This window comes from Thermosediminibacter oceani DSM 16646 (genome assembly GCF_000144645.1).
GTDB classification, from domain to species: Bacteria; Bacillota; Thermosediminibacteria; order Thermosediminibacterales; family Thermosediminibacteraceae; genus Thermosediminibacter; species Thermosediminibacter oceani.
Genome location: NC_014377.1, coordinates 1,443,148 through 1,463,715 on the forward strand (window position 1 = coordinate 1,443,148; position 20,568 = coordinate 1,463,715).

The 20,568-nt window shown below is 48.6% G+C and carries 19 protein-coding genes; 1 reads left to right on the forward strand and 18 read right to left on the reverse strand.

Translation table 11 applies throughout. The annotated features are described in order from the left end of the window. Window positions 1-10: 10 nt before the first annotated feature. The 4 genes from ftcD to TOCE_RS07430 form a co-directional block, all read right to left on the reverse strand. Complete coding sequence (gene ftcD / locus TOCE_RS07415; protein ID WP_013276254.1) at window positions 11-913, reverse strand: glutamate formimidoyltransferase; 903 nt, start codon at window positions 911-913, stop codon at window positions 11-13. A gap of 16 nt (window positions 914-929) precedes the next feature. Next, window positions 930-2,579, reverse strand: a complete 1,650-nt coding sequence (gene hutU, locus TOCE_RS07420; RefSeq protein ID WP_013276255.1) for a urocanate hydratase — start codon at window positions 2,577-2,579, stop codon at window positions 930-932. A gap of 144 nt (window positions 2,580-2,723) precedes the next feature. Then, a complete protein-coding gene (gene hutH / locus TOCE_RS07425) occupies window positions 2,724-4,259 on the reverse strand; it encodes a histidine ammonia-lyase (RefSeq protein WP_013276256.1) in 1,536 nt (511 codons plus the stop codon). A 163-nt stretch (window positions 4,260-4,422) separates the two neighbouring features. Then, a complete protein-coding gene (locus tag TOCE_RS07430; protein WP_013276257.1) occupies window positions 4,423-5,826 on the reverse strand; it encodes a sodium:solute symporter family protein in 1,404 nt (467 codons plus the stop codon). 266 nt (window positions 5,827-6,092) lie between these two features. Here TOCE_RS07430 and TOCE_RS07435 point away from each other — a divergent pair, with 266 nt between their 5' ends. After that, window positions 6,093-6,329, forward strand: a complete 237-nt coding sequence (locus tag TOCE_RS07435; protein ID WP_013276258.1) for a peptidoglycan-binding domain-containing protein — start codon at window positions 6,093-6,095, stop codon at window positions 6,327-6,329. Window positions 6,330-6,356: 27 nt separating this feature from the next. Here TOCE_RS07435 and sspI read toward each other — a convergent pair whose 3' ends face one another. The 14 genes from sspI to TOCE_RS07505 all read right to left on the reverse strand — a co-directional run bounded on the left by sspI (window position 6,357) and on the right by TOCE_RS07505 (window position 20,551). Continuing rightward, window positions 6,357-6,572, reverse strand: a complete 216-nt coding sequence (gene sspI, locus TOCE_RS07440; protein WP_013276259.1) for a small acid-soluble spore protein SspI — start codon at window positions 6,570-6,572, stop codon at window positions 6,357-6,359. A gap of 91 nt (window positions 6,573-6,663) precedes the next feature. Continuing rightward, window positions 6,664-6,993: a chaperone CsaA gene (gene csaA / locus TOCE_RS07445; protein ID WP_013276260.1), complete on the reverse strand. Its 330-nt coding sequence runs from the start codon at window positions 6,991-6,993 to the stop codon at window positions 6,664-6,666. Window positions 6,994-7,025: 32 nt separating this feature from the next. Continuing rightward, window positions 7,026-7,925 carry a selenium metabolism-associated LysR family transcriptional regulator gene (locus TOCE_RS07450; protein WP_013276261.1) on the reverse strand — a complete coding sequence of 300 codons (900 nt, stop codon included), beginning with the start codon at window positions 7,923-7,925 and terminating at the stop codon, window positions 7,026-7,028. Window positions 7,926-8,007: 82 nt separating this feature from the next. Beyond that, window positions 8,008-8,697, reverse strand: a complete 690-nt coding sequence (gene sfsA, locus TOCE_RS07455; protein ID WP_013276262.1) for a DNA/RNA nuclease SfsA — start codon at window positions 8,695-8,697, stop codon at window positions 8,008-8,010. Between the two features lie 12 nt (window positions 8,698-8,709). Next, a complete protein-coding gene (locus TOCE_RS07460) occupies window positions 8,710-9,231 on the reverse strand; it encodes a DUF6391 domain-containing protein (protein ID WP_245523115.1) in 522 nt (173 codons plus the stop codon). Between the two features lie 374 nt (window positions 9,232-9,605). Beyond that, a complete protein-coding gene (locus tag TOCE_RS07465; RefSeq protein ID WP_041424153.1) occupies window positions 9,606-10,973 on the reverse strand; it encodes a GlmL-related ornithine degradation protein in 1,368 nt (455 codons plus the stop codon). Window positions 10,974-10,993: 20 nt separating this feature from the next. Continuing rightward, the gene (gene oraE, locus TOCE_RS07470) at window positions 10,994-13,189 is read right to left on the reverse strand and encodes a D-ornithine 4,5-aminomutase subunit OraE (protein ID WP_013276265.1); all 2,196 of its coding nucleotides are present in this window, start codon (window positions 13,187-13,189) and stop codon (window positions 10,994-10,996) included. Then, on the reverse strand, window positions 13,189-13,578 hold the full coding sequence (locus TOCE_RS07475) for an ornithine aminomutase subunit alpha (RefSeq protein ID WP_013276266.1): 390 nt from the start codon (window positions 13,576-13,578) through the stop codon (window positions 13,189-13,191). Before TOCE_RS07475 ends, oraE begins: the two co-directional genes overlap by 1 nt. 12 nt (window positions 13,579-13,590) lie before the next feature. Further along, a complete protein-coding gene (gene ortB / locus TOCE_RS07480; protein WP_041424154.1) occupies window positions 13,591-14,997 on the reverse strand; it encodes a 2-amino-4-oxopentanoate thiolase subunit OrtB in 1,407 nt (468 codons plus the stop codon). An 8-nt stretch (window positions 14,998-15,005) separates the two neighbouring features. Then, window positions 15,006-15,311, reverse strand: a complete 306-nt coding sequence (ortA, locus tag TOCE_RS07485; RefSeq protein WP_013276268.1) for a 2-amino-4-oxopentanoate thiolase subunit OrtA — start codon at window positions 15,309-15,311, stop codon at window positions 15,006-15,008. Then, the gene (gene ord, locus TOCE_RS07490; protein WP_013276269.1) at window positions 15,304-16,356 is read right to left on the reverse strand and encodes a 2,4-diaminopentanoate dehydrogenase; all 1,053 of its coding nucleotides are present in this window, start codon (window positions 16,354-16,356) and stop codon (window positions 15,304-15,306) included. Before ord ends, ortA begins: the two co-directional genes overlap by 8 nt. 173 nt (window positions 16,357-16,529) lie before the next feature. Further along, on the reverse strand, window positions 16,530-17,915 hold the full coding sequence (gene nhaC / locus TOCE_RS07495) for a Na+/H+ antiporter NhaC (protein WP_013276270.1): 1,386 nt from the start codon (window positions 17,913-17,915) through the stop codon (window positions 16,530-16,532). Between the two features lie 114 nt (window positions 17,916-18,029). Then, window positions 18,030-19,097 carry an alanine/ornithine racemase family PLP-dependent enzyme gene (locus tag TOCE_RS07500; protein WP_013276271.1) on the reverse strand — a complete coding sequence of 356 codons (1,068 nt, stop codon included), beginning with the start codon at window positions 19,095-19,097 and terminating at the stop codon, window positions 18,030-18,032. 35 nt (window positions 19,098-19,132) lie between these two features. Next, window positions 19,133-20,551 carry a sigma-54 interaction domain-containing protein gene (locus tag TOCE_RS07505; protein ID WP_013276272.1) on the reverse strand — a complete coding sequence of 473 codons (1,419 nt, stop codon included), beginning with the start codon at window positions 20,549-20,551 and terminating at the stop codon, window positions 19,133-19,135. Window positions 20,552-20,568 lie beyond the last annotated feature (17 nt).

Genomic DNA, 20,568 nt, shown 5'->3' on the forward strand with positions numbered 1-20,568 from the left:
CATAAAACCTTTATTCTGCAATAAGATAATTTTCAAGTATCTGCTTGCTGTCATCGAAATTTTCCAGCTGCAGGTAGTATTTTGCCACATCGATAAGGGCTTTCATCGGTGTTATGCCGACGATTTCGCTTCCAATAATGTCTACACCGTACCTCCTGGCCTCTATCCTGATCAGCTCGAAAGCCCTGTAAAGGGCGGTCTTCTCGTAATTAGTCATGTTCATGGAGACCTGGGCGATATTTCTATCCTCCAGCATTACGCCTATAGCCTTGACGTTTTTCAGGCCGCCTCCGCTCTCCCGGATGACCTTGGCTATGTTTTTTGCGATGTTAACATCCGAAGTGTTTAAATTCACATTATAAGCGATCAGCGGCATCCTGGCACCTACCGCCACCGCACCGGCGGTCGGATGTATTTCGGGTTTTCCAAAGTCGGGGGCCCAGGCAGGGTCCTTTATCTTTTTCGCCATGCCTTCGAATTCGCCGCGCCTGATATCGGCCAGGTTTTTCCGTTCGGGCCTCGTCGCCGATTCTTCATACAAAAACACCGGTATCGAAAGCTCTCCCGCAATCCTTTCGCCGACTTCGCGGGAAATCTGCACGCATTCCTCCATCGTTATGCCTTTAACGGGCACGAAGGGTATTACGTCAACCGCTCCCATCCTCGGGTGTTCGCCTTTATGCTTTGTCATGTCAATAAGCTGGGCTGCCTTTGACGCGGAAGCAAAGGCAGCCTCTTTCACGGCGTCGGGGTCACCGACAAAGGTAAAAACGCTCCTGTTATGGCTCTCGTCCGAAGAAAAATCCAGAAGCCGTACGCCTTTCACGGACCTAATGGCGTCAGCTATGGCCTCTATCACCTCTTTTCTTCTTCCCTCGCTGAAATTTGGTATGCATTCCACAAGCTTGGCCATGAATTTTGCCTCCTTTTTACTTCAACATCGGCATTTTTATGCCTTTTTCCTTTGCAGTCCTTATGGCTATTTCGTAACCTGCATCGGCGTGGCGCATTACGCCGGTCCCGGGGTCGTTATTGATCACCCTGGAAATCCTGAACGCGGCGTCGTCGGTGCCGTCGGCTACTACGACTACTCCAGCGTGGATGGAGTATCCGATACCTACACCGCCGCCGTGGTGCACAGAAACCCAGGTGGCACCCGACGCTACGTTGAGCAGCGCGTTCAGGATAGGCCAGTCGGCTATGGCGTCGCTGCCGTCCTTCATAGCCTCGGTCTCCCTGTATGGAGAAGCGACGGAACCCGTATCGTGATGGTCTCTACCTATGACTATGGGTGCCGAGAGTTCGCCTTTTCTCACCATCTCATTGAACGCCAGAGCTGCTTTTGCCCGTTCGCCATACCGCAGCCAGCAGATCCTCGCCGGAAGGCCCTGGAAGGCAACCCGCTCCCTTGCCAGCTTAATCCAGCGGGCCAGGTGTTTATCTTCTGGGAAGAGTTCAAGCACCTTCTCATCAGTTTTGTAAATGTCTTCCGGATCTCCGGAAAGGGCCGCCCAGCGGAAGGGACCGCTTCCCTCGGAAAACAGGTCTCTTATGAACTCAGGTACATAACCGAGAATGTCAAAGGCATCGGTTACTCCCTGGTCATAAGCCTGGCGCCTTATGTTATTGCCGTAATCGAACACCACTGCGCCGCGCTTTTTCATCTCCAGCATCGCCCTGACGTGAATCGCCATGCTCTCCTTGGCTTTCGCGATGTACTTTTGTGGATCGGTCTTCCTGAGTTCGACGGCTTCCTCAAGGGTCATGCCTGCGGGAACGTATCCGTTCAACGGGTCGTGGGCGGAAGTCTGGTCGGTCACCACATCGGGTATTATACCCCTGCGCAACAGTTCCAGGTGCACCTCTGCTGCATTGCCCACAAGTCCGATGGAAATGGCCCTGCCCTCTTCTTTTGCTTTGAGAGCCATGCTAATAGCCTCATCCAGGTCTTCCACCATGACGTCGCAGTACCTGGTTTTAATCCTCTTTTCTATCCTGCTCCTGTCCACTTCTACGACCAGTGCCACACCTTCGTTCATGGTGATAGCAAGAGGCTGAGCTCCGCCCATGCCACCCATACCAGCGGTCAGGACCAGTTTGCCTTTTAGCGATCCACCGAAATATTTGTTAGCGCATGCGGCAAAGGTCTCGTAGGTGCCCTGCACTATGCCCTGGGTGCCTATATATATCCAGCTGCCGGCGGTCATCTGGCCGTACATGGTGAGTCCTTTTTTCTCCAGCTCCCAGAAATTTTCCCAAGTAGCCCATGCGGGAACCAGCATGGCATTCGATATGAGCACCCTGGGAGCCATCGGGTGGGTTTTGAATATCCCCACCGGTTTTCCCGACTGAATGAGCAGGGTCTCATCATTTTCCAGGTTCCTCAGAGATTCAACTATTTTGTCAAAACATTCCCAGTTTCTCGCGGCCTTACCGGCTCCCCCGTATACAATAAGTTCGTCGGGGTTTTCAGCCACTTCAGGATCGAGATTGTTCATAAGCATTCTCAAGGCAGCTTCTTGCTGCCAGCTCTTGCAGGAAATCTCTTTGCCCCTCGGGGCGCGTATTACCCTTTTCATTTTTTATACCTCCCTATAATTTTTTATTATTATATTTCTCGTTTTATTTTTCTTACCCTTCGTAAAAATTCATCGAAACATGGAATTTTTTGCTGAGCTTGAACCAACTTCAGCACGAGCATTGCCGCTAGAGGCTTTTGCTCATTAATACAATGGACCGATTTCATTTTCTACCCTCTTTACCAGTTCTCCGCTTCGTATAAGCTCTGACAATATTTTTACGTCACCGCTCAGAACTCTATCTTCTTCAACGGCGGCCACGAGCTCCCTTACCGCCTCATAGGCTAGGGCGGTACCTTTACCCAGACTGCCTTTGTCCCCCATCTTTTCAAACCTGAGATCAATAGCCTGTGCCGCACATAAAAGCTCTATAGCCAGCACGTTCCTGGTATTTTCCACTATCATCATGGCCTTTCGCGCGGCGATGGTCCCCATGCTCACATGATCCTCCTGATTGGCCGATGATGGTATGGAATCCACGCTCGCTGGAGAAGCCAGGGTCTTGTTCTCGGATACCAGGGCTGCCGCCGTATACTGGCTTATCATAAGACCCGAATTGAGACCTCCTTCTTTTGTCAAAAACGCGGGCAAACCTTCGTTTAAATAGGGATTTACCAGTCTTTCTATTCTCCGTTCGGAAATGTTCGCCAACTCTGATACCGCAATTCCCATATAATCCATGTTTATCGCCACCGGCTGGCCGTGGAAATTTCCTCCGGAAATAACCTGTTCTTCATCGGGGAAAATCAGCGGATTGTCCGTTGCCGAGTTTATCTCTATTTCTAAAACGTGCCTGACATGGCGTAGCGCGTCCTTTGTCGCCCCGTGGACCTGGGGAATACATCTTAACGCATACGCATCCTGCACTTTCAGTTCCCCCTGACGGGTTACCAGGGTACTCCCCTCGATAAGCCGCGCCATATTCCTCGCGCATTCGACCTGCCCAGGATGGGGCCTTGCCGTATGAATTTTTTCATCAAAAGCGTCTACTATTCCGTTCAGAGCCTCAAAGGTCAAGGCTCCGCAGATATCAGCCGCTTTCGAAAGGTTAAACGCTTCCACCAGGGCAATACAACCTATTGCCGACATCGCCTGGGTCCCGTTGACGAGCGCGAGCCCCTCCTTGGCTTCCAGCACTAACGGTTTTATCCCAGCCAGTTCCAGAGCCCTTCCTCCGGGAAGAACCTTGCCTTCATAAATAGCCTCACCTTCGCCCAGCATAACCAGTACCATGTGGGCTAAGGGCACCAGGTCTCCGCTGGCTCCGAGCGAACCCTGACATGGGACTAGAGGCGTAACTCCTTTATTCAACATTTCAACTAATGTCATCAGGGTAGAAAGCCTTACTCCCGAGTATCCCTTTGCAAGGGCATTAATCCTGAGCAGCATCATTGCCCTTACTACTTCTTCGGGAAAGTAATCCCCGACTCCTACCGAATGGCTTCTTATGAGATTTATCTGCAGTTTTTTAACGTCTTCCCTCGAGACAACCACATTACAAAATTTTCCAAACCCCGTTGTAACGCCGTAGACTACTTCCCCTCTTTCTATCATGTTTTCCACATATCTTCTTGAATGCTCGATTTTTTCTTTGGATTCTGCCGAAAGTTCCACCTTTTCGCCTTTAATTGCCACTCTTGCCACATCTTCTATACTGAGATTATTTCCATTTACTATCATATCCATCGCCTCCCATTATATTTTTTATCGGTGTAATCCTTTAACATCATAAAAGTCCCTAAAAAGTCGTTAAGGGAACCACCTTCGAAGTTCGATGATAGCCTCGAACTTCAAAGGAAGGTTCCCTTAAAAACCTATGCGTGAATAACGAAAGAATCAATTTTTATTTTGCCGGTTCATCAACCTTTTTTGGCTGGGTAGCTAATGAAACAATCACAAAGATTACGAGTGAAATCAATGCTGCGTAGACTTCTACCGGAGCTCCAAAATATTTATCTTTGATCTTTGTCAAAATACCTGCGAGGGCAATTATAGAACCGGCTATTATTGATGATAAAGCGCCGGCTCTGGTGGCACCTTTCCAGAGAAGGCCACCCATAACCGGTATGAAGACACCTGCTGTATACATGGTATATGAATAAATCAACGCATCAATTATCCCGGGAACTTTAAGTGCAATAATCAGCGAAAGTATTCCAAGGATAAAAGTAAAATTCCTTGACACAGCAAGGAGCCTTTTTTCTTCCTTTGCTTCATCTACATGAAAGGTTTCTACCCATAAATCCTTCACTATATGAGCGGTAGCTGCGGTGAGCAGCGAACTTGCTGTAGACATGATGGCGGCCAATATGGCTGCAAGGAATATTCCACCAACGACGGGATTCATAAGGTTTTGCAGTACCCATGGAACTGCGCTGCTAGCATCGTCTATATCCGAAAGGGCCCGCGCACCCATACCGATTATTGCTGGGAATAAGCTCAAAATTATCATCACAATACCGCCTGCTAGAGAGCCTATTTTTGCAACTTTTGAATCCCTGGCAGAAAAAAGCCTCTGATAAAAATCCTGACCAATTAGGGTGTACATGACAGTAGGAATCAAAATCCACATAATGCTTGAAAATCCCATGCCCCATATATTAAAATACTGGTCCGTCACACCTTTATCAGCAACTAAAGACGAAAGCCCTGCCATACCACCGGCTTTTGACAAAACTATCATTGTGGCCCATACTACCCCTATGGCGGCTATTATGATTTGGATAAAATCGGTCAGGGTGTCGGCCCATAAACCTCCTACCATAGTGTAAACAATGAAAACTATTGTTGCCAGCACGGCACCGGCATCACCCTTTATTCCGACTATGGAGAGAGCACTCTGAGTTGCAATCGTTTGAGCTGCCAGAATTCCGATAAGTGCAACGAGCGAAAGTAGCGCTCCCAGGACTCTGACCGCTTTACCACCGTACCTGTGTTCCAGATAGTCCGGCACGGTGTATATAGCAAGATCTCTGAATTTTGAGGTAAAGAACAGGAAAAGCAGACCTACGCCGCATGATATCCCGTACCATGCTCCCGATAGCCCGTAATTATACCCGTATTCCCCTCCTCCCATAACGGCTCCGCCGCCAAAGTGCGTTGCCACCAGCGTGGCGGTTAAAAGCCACGGGCCGAGTCTTCTACCGGCCAGCAAAAAATCCGTCATGCCTTTTATGTAATATTTACCGCACCACCAACCTACGAATAACATACAAGCCATGTAGAGTACCAAGATAAACAAAATCATTCTTTCACCCACTCTTTCTTTAAGTTTTAGTTTGATTTCTTTAAAACTTTGTTCTATATTTTTAATTTTCTGTAATAAAAATAAAATAATCCTTCCCTTTCGTGAAAACAGCCATGGATTGAATGAAATTTTTAGTTATTCCAACATCAATGATATATATTCTTTAAAATAATTATTTTTTCCTGCTATTATTAATCATTTTTAACACATTTTATCCGACTAACATATTATTATACTGCAAAAGTTTTCCAGAAGGAGGCATAGACGTGCAATCCCGCCAAGCTTTTGGGTCGAGAACATTGCGCAGGGGTATGCGTGGGAAGGATGTGGCCGAACTCCAGACGAAATTACAGGCCCTTGGATATTATATGGGACCCATAGACGGCATCTTCGGCCGTTTGACCGAGATGGCCGTACGACGGCTCCAGAGGGACAATAATATAAGAGTTGATGGTATAGTGGGACCTCAAACCTACGCTATCCTGGAACAGTTAATACCTTAAAGACGATGGGGTGGATCTTCCACCCCTTTATGTCCGGTTGATGGCAGCCATAATCTTGTCCATCATGCTGTTCCTCTCATTTTGGTTCGACTTCTGCCAGACCACCTCGAATAGTACGCCCATCCCTGGGAGAGCCTGTTCTTCTTTGGTCTGAATGGTTTCATTTATATACCCTTCCACCTCTTCCCTGGTGCTTCCCTCAAGGTTTTTTATCACCAGCTCCCTGATATCGAATGCTGCCATGGGCTATTCCTCCTTGGAATTTATTTTCTCAATTTATAGTTCCCTCAATTTGGGGCAAAAATACCGATAAAAAAAGAGGCTTCACAGCCTCCTAAGCAACCGGTGTACCATTTTTTACAGGCTCATCAGGTTTTAACAGTACCACATCACCTTCTTCCGGAATACCACCAAGCACCAGCACCTCGGATTTAAAACCCGCGATAAATTTAGGGGGAAAGTTTACTACTGCGACCACTTGACGTCCAACGAGTTGTTCCGGTTTATATCTCCTTGTAATTTGGGCCGAAGAGCGTTTAATACCGATCTTACCAAAATCAATTTCTAGTTTTATTGCGGGTTTTCGTGCTTCCGGAAACGATTCTGCTTTAATTATAGTACCAATGCGGATATCTAAATTCAAAAAATCCTCAATTGTCGCCACGATTATTACCTCCATTTTAAGAGTATCGTAATCTAAAGTTTTAAATTTATAATAAACTCTTTAAATGTGGCAGCATTAGGAGAAAGAGTCCTCCCTTTCTTGAAAACCAGGTAAAAACACCGGTGAACTTCCATGTCCCTTATACGGTAAACCCTCAGCAATTTCATCTTTTCGTAATCCTCGACAGCCCTCCTCGATATAACGGAAACTCCGATGCCCTCTTTAACGGCCTGCTTTACCGCCTCGGAACTGCCCAGTTCCGCAACGACATTCAAATCCTCCAACCGAAAACCTCTATTTTTTAAAGCCGTTTCAAAAGTCTTTCTGGTACCGGATTTTTTTTCCCGCAGTACAAACATTTCATGCAAAAAATCGGCAATGCTTACGTAATTGTCGTTCCTCAGCGCTCTGTTCCAGTTGTTCGGCGTTATTAGCACCAGTTCATCGGAAGAAAACGGCACAAACTGCAGGTTTTCAGCATCCGATACTGTACCTACTATTCCGAGTTCAACCGCACCTTCGGAAACCAGGCCTATCACCTCTCCGGAATCCGCCTGTCTAATTCTCAATACCACCCCCGGATACGCTCTGTTAAATTCCTTGATAACAGAGGGCAGTATATAGGCGGCCGGTATTGAACTTGCAAATATTTCTAGATCACCTTCAACGGTTCCCAAAAACCTTTTCAATTCCAGCAGGGCCAATTCTTTAGCCGCCAGGATGTTTTTAGCTCTCTCATACATGATTCTCCCGGCCGGAGTAAGTTCAATATCCTTCCCCCGCCTGTCAAAAAGTTTTATGTCGAGTTCCTTTTCCAGGGAAATTATATGGGCGCTTATGGTGGGTTGTGTTAAAAACAAGGACTCGGCCGCTTTTGAAAAACTCCTGTATTCGGCTACCCTGACAAAGGCTTCTAACTGATGAAATTCCACGAAAATACCCCCGGATAAGTAATTTCCCCTAAAAGCTCTAATATTTAATATTATACTATTATTTGTCAGATAAAAAAATGGGTCATAATTCAACCGGCAATCGATTAAAAAGTAGTATCTCATTTCGGTCAACCCGGCAGTTGTAAGCAAACACCTCTACTCCAGCCTCTGCCGCTTTTCTCACTGCGTCTCCGAATTTTTTGTCCATAGAATCGTTGGGAGAAAACCTGTCCGCATCCTCCCTCTGGACTATAAAAAACACCCCGGCCCCGTAGCCTTCTTCTTTGGCTCTTATAAGTTCGAGCATGTGTTTCGTGCCCCTTTCCGTCGGGGCATCCGGAAACATGGCCCTGCCGTTTTCCACCAGAGTTACACCCTTTACCTCAATGTAATAAAAAATTTTCCCCTTGCTGCCCAGGCCGATGTCAAAACGGCTGTTACCGTATTTAACCTCGGGCTTTACGAAATCGTAATTTAAATTTAGTATCCGTTCCCTTGAAAGTTCAGAGAGCAGCAATCTAGCCGGCAAGGACGAATCCACGGAAACCAGAGTATCGCCGGTGTATACCATGATCAAATCATATGGATACTTTCTTGCGGGATTTTGAGCTTCCCTTAAAATCACCCTGGCTCCCGGGACCAGCAATTCAGCCAGCCTGCCGCTATTTGGCACGTGAACCTTATGAGACCTACTGCCGATTTTTACTGCAGCCACAAACCTGTTAAGCCTTTTTTCAAAAGTTGCTTCAATTTTGATGCCTTCTATTCTCATTGCTCTTTTCCCCTACACTAGATATCTAAAACGCTTCGATTCAATTTCGGTCCGTACAAAATATGTCCTGTTGGGGTTCAAAAAAATCTCAAAAGGAAACCCAAAGGTATAATCCCTGCCGAGAATGTCGACAATCCTAAGATCCCCTACATCCTTATAAGTCGTAAAAAATCTTTGCAGCGTCCTGCCGAAGGGTATCGCCAGCATATTTGCCAGAAGAAAGGCTGCAAGGATGTTTAAAATCGAAAGGTGGCTGTAAAATACGAGCACCAGTATAAAAGCCAGCGAAAAAATCAGATTTGCTGCCGCCATAGAAGTGCCGCACCGTGGGTGAATCGCAAGATGTATTTCTCCGTTTTTCATGCGATACAGGGCCTCCCTTGCCGCGTCCAGCACCTCATAAGCAGGCGGTAGGTCCGGACCCGATAAGGAAAAACCGTCAGAGTAAGCAAGCCCTCCTATGCGCAAAGGCCTCCCGTACCTCTCTTCCAGCACATTCACCGTAGCGTGTTCCAGGCTGTGATTTTTTCTCACCCTCCTGTCAGCGGCGATTTTCAATATCTGCCACGGAATCGTAATGATATTAAAAATCGAATTGAAAACGAAAACATAGGGCAGCAGAAATAAAAAACCTATAATGAAAAATGCTACAACCGGTAACAGAAGATAGGGAAAAAACAGCAGTAGCAAAAAACAAAAAAAATAAGAAAGGCATAGGATTTTAATATCTCCTTTCAATATGTAAATCTTTTGTCCAGCATGATACTGACCATCTGAAAGGAATTCCATGGCAATGAGGCCCTTAGGCCTTCCTCCCACCGGCTCCAGTAAAGGCGATCATAATAATAATAATATACCTTAACCACCGGACTTTATCAATGAATTCGAGAAAAACAATGAGAGGACCTTTAATCGGTCCTCACGTCATTGATTCTTAGACTTTTTTTGAGCAACTTTATCGCATCATCGGGATATTCTTTTGATAAAACTCCCGTAGAAGCCATTATATAATCCCTGTCTATTAACACCCGGGCATCCTCGCCGGGCAGCAGTTTTTTGCCGGTGGTCTTGGACCTGATTTTCTCCAGAATCCTTCTACCGCCGGGTAACCTGGTCAGGGCTCCACCGGTTCCGATTATCCACTTCACCCCGGTAAGATCCTTACCCTCCGCAACCGTATACCTGCCGGTGGGCCCGTAGAGGTGTTTTATCCCACCAGCATGGCGATTGACGGCTGTAACGGCGGCAATTTCTGTAAGAAATTCAGCCAACCACACTTCATCTTGATTTTTCGGCACCGGCGGCTGGACTTCAAGGGCGTGGCTTAAGTTGTCACCGAATTTTTTCCTCGCTTCCTCGAATCCTAAAACTTCAACCACATTATACCTGTTAACGTAAACCCCCAGATCGCCTTCAACGGTCCTTTTGGCGGCGGGTTCTGGGGCTATTAATATCCTGTTTATCTCTTCCGAACCTTCGGTAACGGAGTGAACATCCGTTGTAGCCCCGCCCACGTCTACCACAATCAGGTCCCCTATATCTTCCTTTAAAAGCAAGGCAGCCATCATCACCGCCCCCGGCGTGGGCACTATGGGACCATCCACCATAGTGCGGATTTTCTCCATTCCCGGCGCCACCACTATATGTTCTTCAAAAACCTGCTGTATCACCCTGCGGGCCGGTTCTACGTTGAGTTCGTCGATTCTCGGATATACGTTCTCAACGAAGAACACCCTGTTTTTCCCCGAAAAAATTTCTGCCACCTCTTCCCGGGCTGCCACATTCCCCGCATAGATCACCGGGATATCCGGACAGTGCTCCGCAATCTTCCTGGCGTTTTCAATGACGGTTTTCTTTTCCCCGTAATCCACTCCACCCGCCAGCAGTATTATGTTGGGTTTTATTTTCCTTATCTTTTCCAGGTCCGACTGGCTCAAGAAACCCGCCGTCATCATGTGCAAAACGGCACCCGCGCCCAATGCTGCTTCTTTTGCCGCTTTGGCTGTCATATCGTAAACGAGGCCGTGGACGGTCATCTTGAGGCCTCCCGCGGCGCTGCTGGTGGCCATCATCCTCTTCCACTTTACTGCTTTACCCAGTCTTTTCTCCAGATCCTTCACGGCACCTTCCAGGCCAACGGTAACATCGCCCTGCAACACCGTAGTGGGGGCAAGCCCCTGTCCCACAAATTCGGGACAGGGGGTACCCAAGCCTTTGAAGGCATTTACGAGAGTGGTGGTGCTGCCTATCTCGGCAACAAGTACATCCACTTCTATCACTTAAACGAACCTCCGTTTTACAATCTCTTTTTCTCCCTCAATTTTTTAACCAGGAAGCTGGCAACATGTATTCCCTTTGTACCGCGTCCAAACCCGGCGTCCAGCCCCGACTCCCTGGCTATATCATCGGTGACCTGAGTTCCACCTCCTACCAGCAGGACCCTGTCTCTGATGCCCTTTTCTACACACAGTTGGTGGAGTTTCCTCATGTTTATCCTGTGAATGTCGGCATGGGTAATGATGGTGCTGATGAGTATTGCATCCGCATCTATTTCTATCGCCGCGTCTACCACCTTTTCCACCGGCACCGATGTGCCCAGATAGTGACATTCTATTCCGAAACCTTCCAGACCACCGTGTTTGATGTCTATTATCTCCCTCAGACCTACCGAATGCTCATCCTCACCCACGGTGGCAGCAACTATTTTTACGGGATTCTCCTTTACGAAATTTATTATCTCCTCCGGCGAAAGGATCTCCGGTTTCTTGGGGATTGTAAGCGACGACGGATCTATCGTGAAAGGCACCTTCCCCTTTATCTCCAGATACGTGCCTTCCGACGGGTGCATTATCTCCCTGTGGATGATTTCTGCGTCAGTAAGCCCCAATCTCTTGGCGATTTCCAAGCCCGCAGCTTCAGCTATCTCTTCTCCGACCGGCAGGAATAAATTCATGCAGACTATTCCATCGGCAAACCATTCAACTTCGGGTTTTATGAGCCCTTTTTCGCGAATCTCCCGGGTTTCTTCCAACCTTACGTGTACGTTGTCCTTCTCATCAAGCTCATCTATATAAGCTATTTTGTCCGGATTGCAAAGGGTACACCCTCCTATCAAGTCGCAGGGATGCTCGAGGCCCTCCGGCAGATTGTTGTACCCGAAGTGGTGGCATACCGGAGCCAGGTAGTCCTTATCCCGCTTAACGACGGTTCCCGCTCCGACGCCGCCGTCGATTTTTCTCACAATCCCGTCGCCGTTCCTCTCGGGATAAAATCCCGAGTCTACGAAAAATCCCATTTCGACAGCCTTGAAGTATCCCCCTACTTCCACGATCTCTTCAAGGAACAGCACAGCCCTCTCTTTGAGTTCCCTCACTTTTTCACCGAGCGGGCCATCTCTTTTTATCTGGACCATCTCGGTTAATCCGTCCATCCCCACAAGGGCCTGTTTTGCCGTATCCACCGCCTGTATGTTGAAGTAATGCCATGGCACGTTTCTTCCTTCATCCGGGGTAATCGTGCTCTGGATGTCGGCACCGGTGAGGCGGGAAATCAGAAGGTTGAGCACATGGGTTACCGTCGCCTCCCTCGTGCTGGACTCAATGTACTTCGTATTCATTTGGGCCCGCATCCTAAAACCCTTGAAAAGCTCCCTGAGGGCTACGGCGTACGGCAGGTCAAGCCTTATACATGGTGCCGGAGGTGCCGTCGGAGGCACCGTAGAAAGGCTAATATTTTCCTTCTTCATTCCCACCTTCAGCGAATACATGGCGTTTATGGCGTGCTGGACCATGAGCTCGGGCATGACCTTCCATGCTTCCCTGGCCGTAGCGTTGGCGTTATGGGCCCCGTCAATTTGGATCATATCGGCCCAGGCCATTATCTTTTTGGCAACCGCCGCGTCGACGAAGGAACGCACCATATTCACATTCCTGTAAAGCACGTTGTACTGGGGGTCCTGGTGGGCGCCGTTGACTCCTTCTTCGGCAAACAGTACCGCCACTTCCGGCCCTGCCACACCGCTCACATAGGAGTGAAAATTGATGGGCCTGCCCACCTCGTCCTCTATCATGTCCAGGGCCTTTCTGGTGGCCCGGAGTTGTTTTCGCGTAATGGGAACTCCGCCCACACCTTCGGGAGTACCTTCGATAAGTCCGTCAAAGTGGCTCTGCCCCGCGGTCCTTATAACCATAATGTGGTCGGCTCCGTGCCAGGCCGCCATGCGCATCCTGCGTATATCGTCCTCGAACCTGCCGGAGGCTATCTCGGTGGTAATGACATAATCGGGCTGGGGATCTATACCGCCGAAATACTTGGCTGCAGGCAGCGGAATGCTGTTTTTCAAGCCCTTCGAAGTCTCCCGGTACTCGAAGGGGCCTATTTTTTGATTTTCTACCTTCTCCCTCCAGTGCCATCCCCGCCTCCGGGGCCGGTAGTTTTCAAGGTTTTTCAGTATTTCCTCTATATTGAGCTTTTCGTTTTTTTTAAGTTCCATCATACCACCTCCCCTGCAGATGCAGCGCTTATTTTCACAGCCATTGCCTGTTCGATCTCATCCCAACCATCGCCTTTGGCCAGTCTTTCCCCGGCTTCCTTTATGGGAATGTTTTTGTAGAGAGCATATTTCAGCACAACGTGACCCGCGCCCTTTCCCAGCAGGCCCTTTTCTACGCATTTTTCCACTATTGCTTTGGCAGTCAGGCTGTCGAACCCCATCCGGAGCAGTACGGACCTCTCTATCGACGGAGAAGTATGGGTACGCGCCAGTTCTATCAGAGGTTCCACTATTTTCTCCGTGAGCTCCCAGAACCTTTTTTCGAGCTCTTCTTCGCTAAGATGCGCAAGATGCTGGCGCCTTGTTTCAAAGTCATCCTTTCGCTGCATTTTCCTACCCCCTTAGATTGAAATCCCCAGCTCTTTTACAACCATTCTCACATAGTCTTCACTGGTCTTGGTATCTTCCGCCAGGAATTTAATGTCTTCCCCGGTCAGCTTCTGAACCTTGTAATGTTTTATGCAGTTGGAAATATAGGACTTTTTAAGGGCGTCCAGGTTGACTTCCTTAACCCTTATTTGGGCCGGGTGCTCGGGGATTACTATCCTTTCTCCTGGCTTATCGTCGGCGGGGTCTCCCCGGCGCACTTCTATGCCCATTTCTCTCGCAAAGGTGAGCTGCGCCGACGGGAGCTTGCCCGCTCCCGTGTACTCGGTTTCCTGGACGACTATGACCTGATCTTCGTCCATCTCTTGGGCTATTGCAAAAGCGGCGGCCAGAGACGTGTTGCCTGCCGGGCCCCGTTCCATACCCTCAAGCTGAGCCAAAGCTTCTGTCATGTAAAAAACTTCGCCCTGGCTTACCGTTACGTACCTGTCCAGGTAGCGCAGCGACCTGGCGGCGTTTCTGGGCACATCGGCTCTATCCGGCCATGTAGCAAAGGGAACGCCGAACCCCGTATGGCCGGTGGTGAAGGATTTCCTGTTGAAATCCCGGTCGCTGGCCATGTGGAGCCCGGTAAGGTCCACGCTGGCGCCTATAATCTTTGTATTTTTACAGCCGGCTTTCAAAAGGCCTCTGGCTGTACCGGTCACGTTACCTCCGCCCGCGTGGGTTATCACCACCGCGTCCGGGTCCCTGCCCGTAGCCGCCCTCACCTGTTCGGCCACCTCGTAGCCCAGGGTTTCGACCCCGGCTATGCCGAAGGGCGTGTAGAGCGAAGCATTAAAATATCCCGTCTCCTCGAGGAGGCAGAGAAAAGTATAAAAGAGCTCCGGCCCCACCGAAAGCTGGATAACTTCAGCACCAAATGCTTCGCACTTTCTACCCTTTTCCAGTATCTCGGGCTGTCCCCTGCCCTCACTGTCAAAAACTTCTTGGACAACTATGCAGTTCAGCCCCCTCATGGCTGCCTGCGAGGCTACAGCCGCCCCGTAATTGCCGCTGGTGGCGGCAATCACCCCTTTAAAGCCGAGTTTTTGGGCTCTGTAGACCGAAACCGATGCCCTCCGGTCCTTGAAACTGCCCGACGGATTGCAGGCTTCGTCCTTTACAAAAATCCTGGCGCCCTTTCCTGCCGGTGCCAGCTTCCGGGCGAGCTTGGTGAGGTTTTTGAGTTCGATCAGTGGGGTATTACCAACTCCCGTCTCAGCCTGTATCTTTCTTATCTCATCTATGGTGTAACCCACTTCCTTCATCATGCGTTCGTAGTCGAAAGCTATGCTGCCCGATTCAAAGACCTGGTAATCAATCCCAACCGCCTTTTTCATAATCTCGTTTTTCCTGGCCATTACGGCCTCGTAACTCATGTCCCGGGTCACCGGCCGTCACCCCCAAGTATCTTCCTCAACTCCATGCCTATCGTGAGAAGTTCAGGCACGGGCCTGCCAAAGCCGTGGTCGTATTCGGGATTTACTTTCACCAACCTGCCCTTCACCCTCCTGCCTATCAGGGTTTCGATCTCCACTTCGTCTCCGATGCATGCGTCATGGGTGAGAAATCCCTTTAACCTGAGCTCCAGCGGCACTTTCTTCGTATCGTCCGGCAGGTGAGGCGACCTTTCTTCGGACTTGAGGACCACCCGGTGAATCTGGACCCACGTGCCTTTAACCGCATCAGGCATTATTCACACCGTCCTTTGCGAGTTTTCTTATGTCTCCCATCAGGGCCGCCGGAACCGGCAGATCTTTCATGGTTACTAGGCCCGTATTAGCGCTGATAACCTTAGGAATCATATTTACCGCGATGGCAATGGTCCCTATACCTCCGGGAATTTCGGGTTTAATCGACAGTTTTATGTTTGGAGTGCCCTCAATTTCGATGTAGTCGCCGGTTTCCACATCTTCCAGCTCCGGCCTTATCTGTTGGGGGTGCTCCAGCACTATTACGGGCTCACCCTTTCTGTAGCCTATGCCTGTATGTTTGCAGCCCGCCACCATGCCCGGTTCGACCCTGGCATAAGGGGTTTCCCTGTAGACGTTGGAAACGATGGGCTCTCTCATCTCTCTGATCTCATCGATTTCAAGTCCCAAAGCTTCGGAGATCAGGCTTATGGACTCCGGAAAACCGATGTGGCCCACAATAGTCCCTTCCTCAAGGCCCTTCCGGAACTCATCAACGGTGGTGCCTACACCCTGGGTTCTCATAACCGTGGTCCCGAAGGGAGAAAGGTCGTTTATTCTTCTCGCGGTGATTTTCTTTATGTCCATGCAGACACCGCTCAGTGCAATAATGAGCGTATCCAGCACGAATCCGGGATTGATACCGGTGCCCAACACCGTTACTCCATGGTCTTTCGCCATTTTATCTATTTTTGCAGCGAGCTCGGGTTCCCTGTATGCCGGATAAGCCATCTCCTCGGCGATGGTGATTACATTTTTACCACTTGCTATAATCCTCTGCAGTTGAGGATAAACCTCTCTGGTAAAAGAAGAGGTGGCAAGCAGCACAATGTCAGCGGGCTGTTTTAAAACGGTTTCCGGGTCGCAAGAAATCGTCACCCCGGTTTTTAAGCCAAGATCCAGCACTTCGCCCAGGTCCTTGCCGCTTTTTTCGGGCCTGGAAGCTATAGCTCCAACTATCTCCATACCTTTTTTCTGCAAAATCATCCTGGCCATGCCTCCGCCCATGGCGCCGAGGCCCCAGATAATGACTCTTATTTTTTCCATTTTATTACACTCCTTTAATTTACTTTTTAATTAACTAATAATAATTTTTAAGCAAATTTTATGCCAATCTTTTTTGGCTTTTATTGCAATATTTTTGGCAATAAAAAATACCCTCATCATAGAGGGTAATGTAAAAACGATCTTATTTTTTATTTACGAATTTTTTTATTGTATCATTCATCCTCGCGAAGCTTTTCAATCGTAAAACCTGTAAAACCGTATATTATCGAAACGATGGGGTTGATATAGTTCAGAAATGCCCAGGGGCCGTATGCGAAAGCCGAGATCCCCAGGACCCCCTTTATAAAGGCGCCGCAAGTGTTCCACGGGACTAACGGCGATGTAAGTGTCCCTGCATCCTCCAGAGCTCTTGAGAGATTCTTCGGATGAAGCCCTTTCTCCCTGTAAGCCCTGGCGTACAATCTTCCGGGCAGTATTATCGAAATGTACTGTTCGGGCAGCAGCATGTTACTGGCTACGCACGTCAAAACAGTGCTGCATATCAGAGCTCCGACGCTTCTTACCTTTCTGAGCAAAGCTTCAAGCAGAACCTCCAGCTGGCCGGTTTTTTCCATAATGCCTCCGAACATCATCGAGGCTATCACCAGGGAAATGGAGTACATCATTGACGTCATTCCTCCGGCGCTCAGCAGATCATCGATCATCTGGTTGCCGGTCTCGCTCACAAAGCCCGAATACCCTGCGCTGATGATCTTCCCCAGGTCCGCGTTCTGAAATATGAAAGCTTCCACGGCGCCCAGGATCACGCCTAATGCGATGCCGGGAATGGCGGGAACCTTGAGGGCCACGCAAAGAATAACCGTCAGAGGTGGTATGAGGAGCAGCGGGTTTATTGTGAATTGAGAAGCTAAAGCGCTTTTTATGGCGTTTATTTCGTTTACATCTATGGAACCGCCGCTGAACCTGAAGCCTATTACCGTATACAAAGCAGCGGCAATGGCATAACTTACGCCGGTCGTGAAGATCATGTGCTTTACGTGGGTAAAGACATCGGTTCCGGCTACCGCCGGTGCCAGGTTGGTAGTATCGGAAAGCGGTGACATTTTGTCACCGAAGTACGCTCCGGAAATTATCGCCCCGGCGACCAAAGCCGGAGGCATGCCCAAACCCTGCCCGATACCCATGAGGGCTATACCAATAGTGCCAACCGTTCCCCAGGAGGTACCGGTAGCCAACGAAACTATAGAACAGATCAGCAGTGTAGCAAGTAGAAATATTTTGGGAGTTAAAAGCCCTAGGCCGTAGTAAATCATCGAAGGTACCACACCGGCTACAATCCATACGCCGATCAATACACCGATGATGACCAATATTATGACTGACTGCAGGGCCTGATATATTCCTTCCATCATGCCCTTTTCGATTTCTTCCCAGCTGTACCCTGCACGGAAGGCAACGATGCTAGCGAAAATAGAACCTATCAACATAGGCACGTGTGGGTCGGTATGGTATTTCACAAGGGATACGGCCATGACAACGATGAGTCCCAATACAGAAAATAGAGCTTCGTAAAGATATGGTTTTCTCGGAATTTTCATTCAATTAAACCTCCCGTGTTTTATAATTTTTTTAAAGTATTATACCAAAAAATCATTAAAAAAAGGATTTGCCATTTACAAATTTTTTGCAGTTGATGATAAAATTTTTGCATATCAGACCGGAACCTTGTCCACATAAGGTGAAGTCATAAGGCTGAGCATGGCTCCGTAAGACATCCGGAATTCCACCACCGAACCCACTCTTATGTCCCGCTTTGCTCGGGTGACGTCAAGCAAAAGGTGATCGCTGCTTGCGCCTAGGATCTCTATGGATTCATCTAAAGGAATAAGCCCTTCTATCCTGCAGTCCTGCTTACCCAATGCTACTATAGCTCTCTTCATCGGCCCCCGGTCTTCAAAAACCGGTATATTTCCAAAAGCGTCCCGGCCTATCTCGCCGATTGGCTTGGAAGGCTTTACTTTTACTTCTATTATTTCTGCCTTCAATACCATAGTCGCCTGGGATGTCCCCGGCACGTTCCTGCCGTTAGTAGGGTCGGTTCCAAGGAGTATGCCTTCGCCGATTCTCAATTGGTTCACGCCGGGAGCAATCCGCCCGTTTTCCACCAACTTCAGTGTAGCCGTATTGCCGCCGGAAATGGTTTTTACCCTGACCCCGTACCTTTTTTCAATATCCCTTGCCAAATCCACAAGAATCTTTGTATTTTCATAACTGGGCAGCACCCCGCCATAACATCCGACATTCGTCCCTAAGCCTTCAAATTCCACACCGGGCATTTCTAGAATCCGTCCTACGACCTCAGGCACATCCTCGGGCATTACGCCTTCTCTGAGGTCGCCCACATCCACCATCAGGATAACCCTGTGGATCTTACCCAGGGCTCGTGCCTTTTCCGAAAGCAGGTCTATCACTTCCGGTTCGGAGTTGAAACTCCCATCAGCCCACCGCACAACTTCTTCAACTTCGGACGGCATGGGTATCCTTATGAGATATATCGGTATCTCCAGCCCTGAGCATTTCATATTTTTTATATTCTTTATACGGGAGTCCCCGAGCTTTTTGACACCCCCGTCCACCATCGTCCTGACGACGGGCAGCAGGGCACAGAAACCTTTGGTAATTCCCATCACCTCGATGCCGGATCTTTTGCACAAATCTACGATGTACCTTGCATTTTCCCGGATCAGCGAGAGATTAATTTCGATCCTAGGATAGGTCAAAGCAATCACCTCCAGCAAAATTCTTTATGCAATTCTTATTCCATATTCAGCCTTCTCATCCTGTACTGGAGGGTCTGTCGCTTAACTTTCAATCTGTCTGCCGCCTTTGTCACGTTGCCGTTGCATTCTTTTATGGTCCTTTTAATGATTTCTTTTTCAATCTTACTAAGTATCTCGTCAAGGGAATAATTTTCTAATTCCATAAAGGCAAGAAGATCCGCTCCGGTTTTTTCCGACTTTCTGTTCAAATAATCGGTAATGTAAAACGGCAGGTGTTCTTCTTCTATCAAAGACTCATCTCCTATCATATTCATAGAACCCTCAATGACGTTCTCCAGTTCCCTCACGTTGCCGGGCCAGTTGTATTCCATAAAAATGCGTTTAACCGCCGGGGAAATGTCGATCACATTCCTGTTCAGTTTTTTGTTGAACTTATCTATAAAGTGGCGTGTGAGGAGGATTATGTCCTCTTTCCTTTCCCTCAGGGGCGGAATTTTCACGCAGACGACTCCCAGCCGGAAGAAGAGGTCTTTCCTTAATATTCCCTTTTCTACAGCCTGCAGAGGATCCTCATTGGTCGTAGCGATTATCCTTACGTTTACCGGTATGGTCCTGGTATCGCCGATCCTCCTTACACAACCTTCCTGCAGTACTCTCAAGAGTTTTGCCTGAAGGTTTATGCCCATGGAATTTATCTCATCTAAAAGCAGGGTACCTCCGTGGGCCTGCTCAAAAAGCCCGGGTCTGTCCACCGCGCCGGTAAAGCTCCCTTTTACCGTACCGAACAGGATCCCCTCAAGAAGGCTTTCTGGGAGTGCTGCACAGTTCTGTGCGATAAAAGGCCTTCCTTTTCGCGGACTTGCGTTGTGTATGCTATGTGCGAACAACTCTTTTCCTGTACCCGTTTCTCCGAATATTAGCACCGAAGAAGAGGTCATAGAGGCTTTCCTCGCCATGTGGATCGCTTTTGTAATCGCCGGACTTTCGCCGATTATGTCTTCAAAAGTAAACCTGGTAAACGGGTGGGGCATTTCCCGTGAAACTTTTATTTTTGTAGAATCCTGTAAAAATACCACCTTTTCTGCCATTTCCCTGAGTTTTGTAATATCTTTGGCGATTTCCACGGCTCCCATTATTTTATTGCCTTTCTTCAGCGGCAGCGTGGTGTTGATGGTGGTTATCCGCTGTCCCCTGTAGTTAAAATAGGTTTGCACGCGATCGACAATAGCTTCTCCCGTTTTCAGCACCCTGAATAGGGTGCTGGTCTCACGGTTAAGTGATGGAAACACCTCCAGCAGTTTTTTGCCTATGACGGCGTCGGGGTCAAGCCTCTCCAGCCTGCCCATAGCCGCATTATAAAAAACCGTATTTCCCTCGCGGTCTACTATATGGATACCAACATCCAGGCTGTTGAGTATCTCATCGTAAAATTCGTTCAGAAATTCGGCGGACATCATTCTTCCACCTCTTG

Coding starts and splice junctions, on each gene's coding strand:
- ftcD (WP_013276254.1), bottom strand. CDS start 913: ATGGCCAAGCTTGTGGAATGCATACCAAATTTCAGCGAGGGAAGAAGA.
- hutU (WP_013276255.1), bottom strand. CDS start 2,579: ATGAAAAGGGTAATACGCGCCCCGAGGGGCAAAGAGATTTCCTGCAAG.
- hutH (WP_013276256.1), bottom strand. CDS start 4,259: ATGATAGTAAATGGAAATAATCTCAGTATAGAAGATGTGGCAAGAGTG.
- TOCE_RS07430 (WP_013276257.1), bottom strand. CDS start 5,826: ATGATTTTGTTTATCTTGGTACTCTACATGGCTTGTATGTTATTCGTA.
- sspI (WP_013276259.1), bottom strand. CDS start 6,572: ATGGCAGCATTCGATATCAGGGAGCTGGTGATAAAAAACCTTGAGGGA.
- sfsA (WP_013276262.1), bottom strand. CDS start 8,697: ATGAGAATAGAAGGCATCAAAATTGAAGCAACTTTTGAAAAAAGGCTT.
- oraE (WP_013276265.1), bottom strand. CDS start 13,189: ATGGAACTTAAAAAAAACGAAAAGCTCAATATAGAGGAAATACTGAAA.
- TOCE_RS07475 (WP_013276266.1), bottom strand. CDS start 13,578: ATGCAGCGAAAGGATGACTTTGAAACAAGGCGCCAGCATCTTGCGCAT.
- ortB (WP_041424154.1), bottom strand. CDS start 14,997: ATGAGTTACGAGGCCGTAATGGCCAGGAAAAACGAGATTATGAAAAAG.
- ortA (WP_013276268.1), bottom strand. CDS start 15,311: ATGCCTGATGCGGTTAAAGGCACGTGGGTCCAGATTCACCGGGTGGTC.
- ord (WP_013276269.1), bottom strand. CDS start 16,356: ATGGAAAAAATAAGAGTCATTATCTGGGGCCTCGGCGCCATGGGCGGA.
- nhaC (WP_013276270.1), bottom strand. CDS start 17,915: ATGAAAATTCCGAGAAAACCATATCTTTACGAAGCTCTATTTTCTGTA.
- TOCE_RS07505 (WP_013276272.1), bottom strand. CDS start 20,551: ATGTCCGCCGAATTTCTGAACGAATTTTACGATGAGATACTCAACAGC.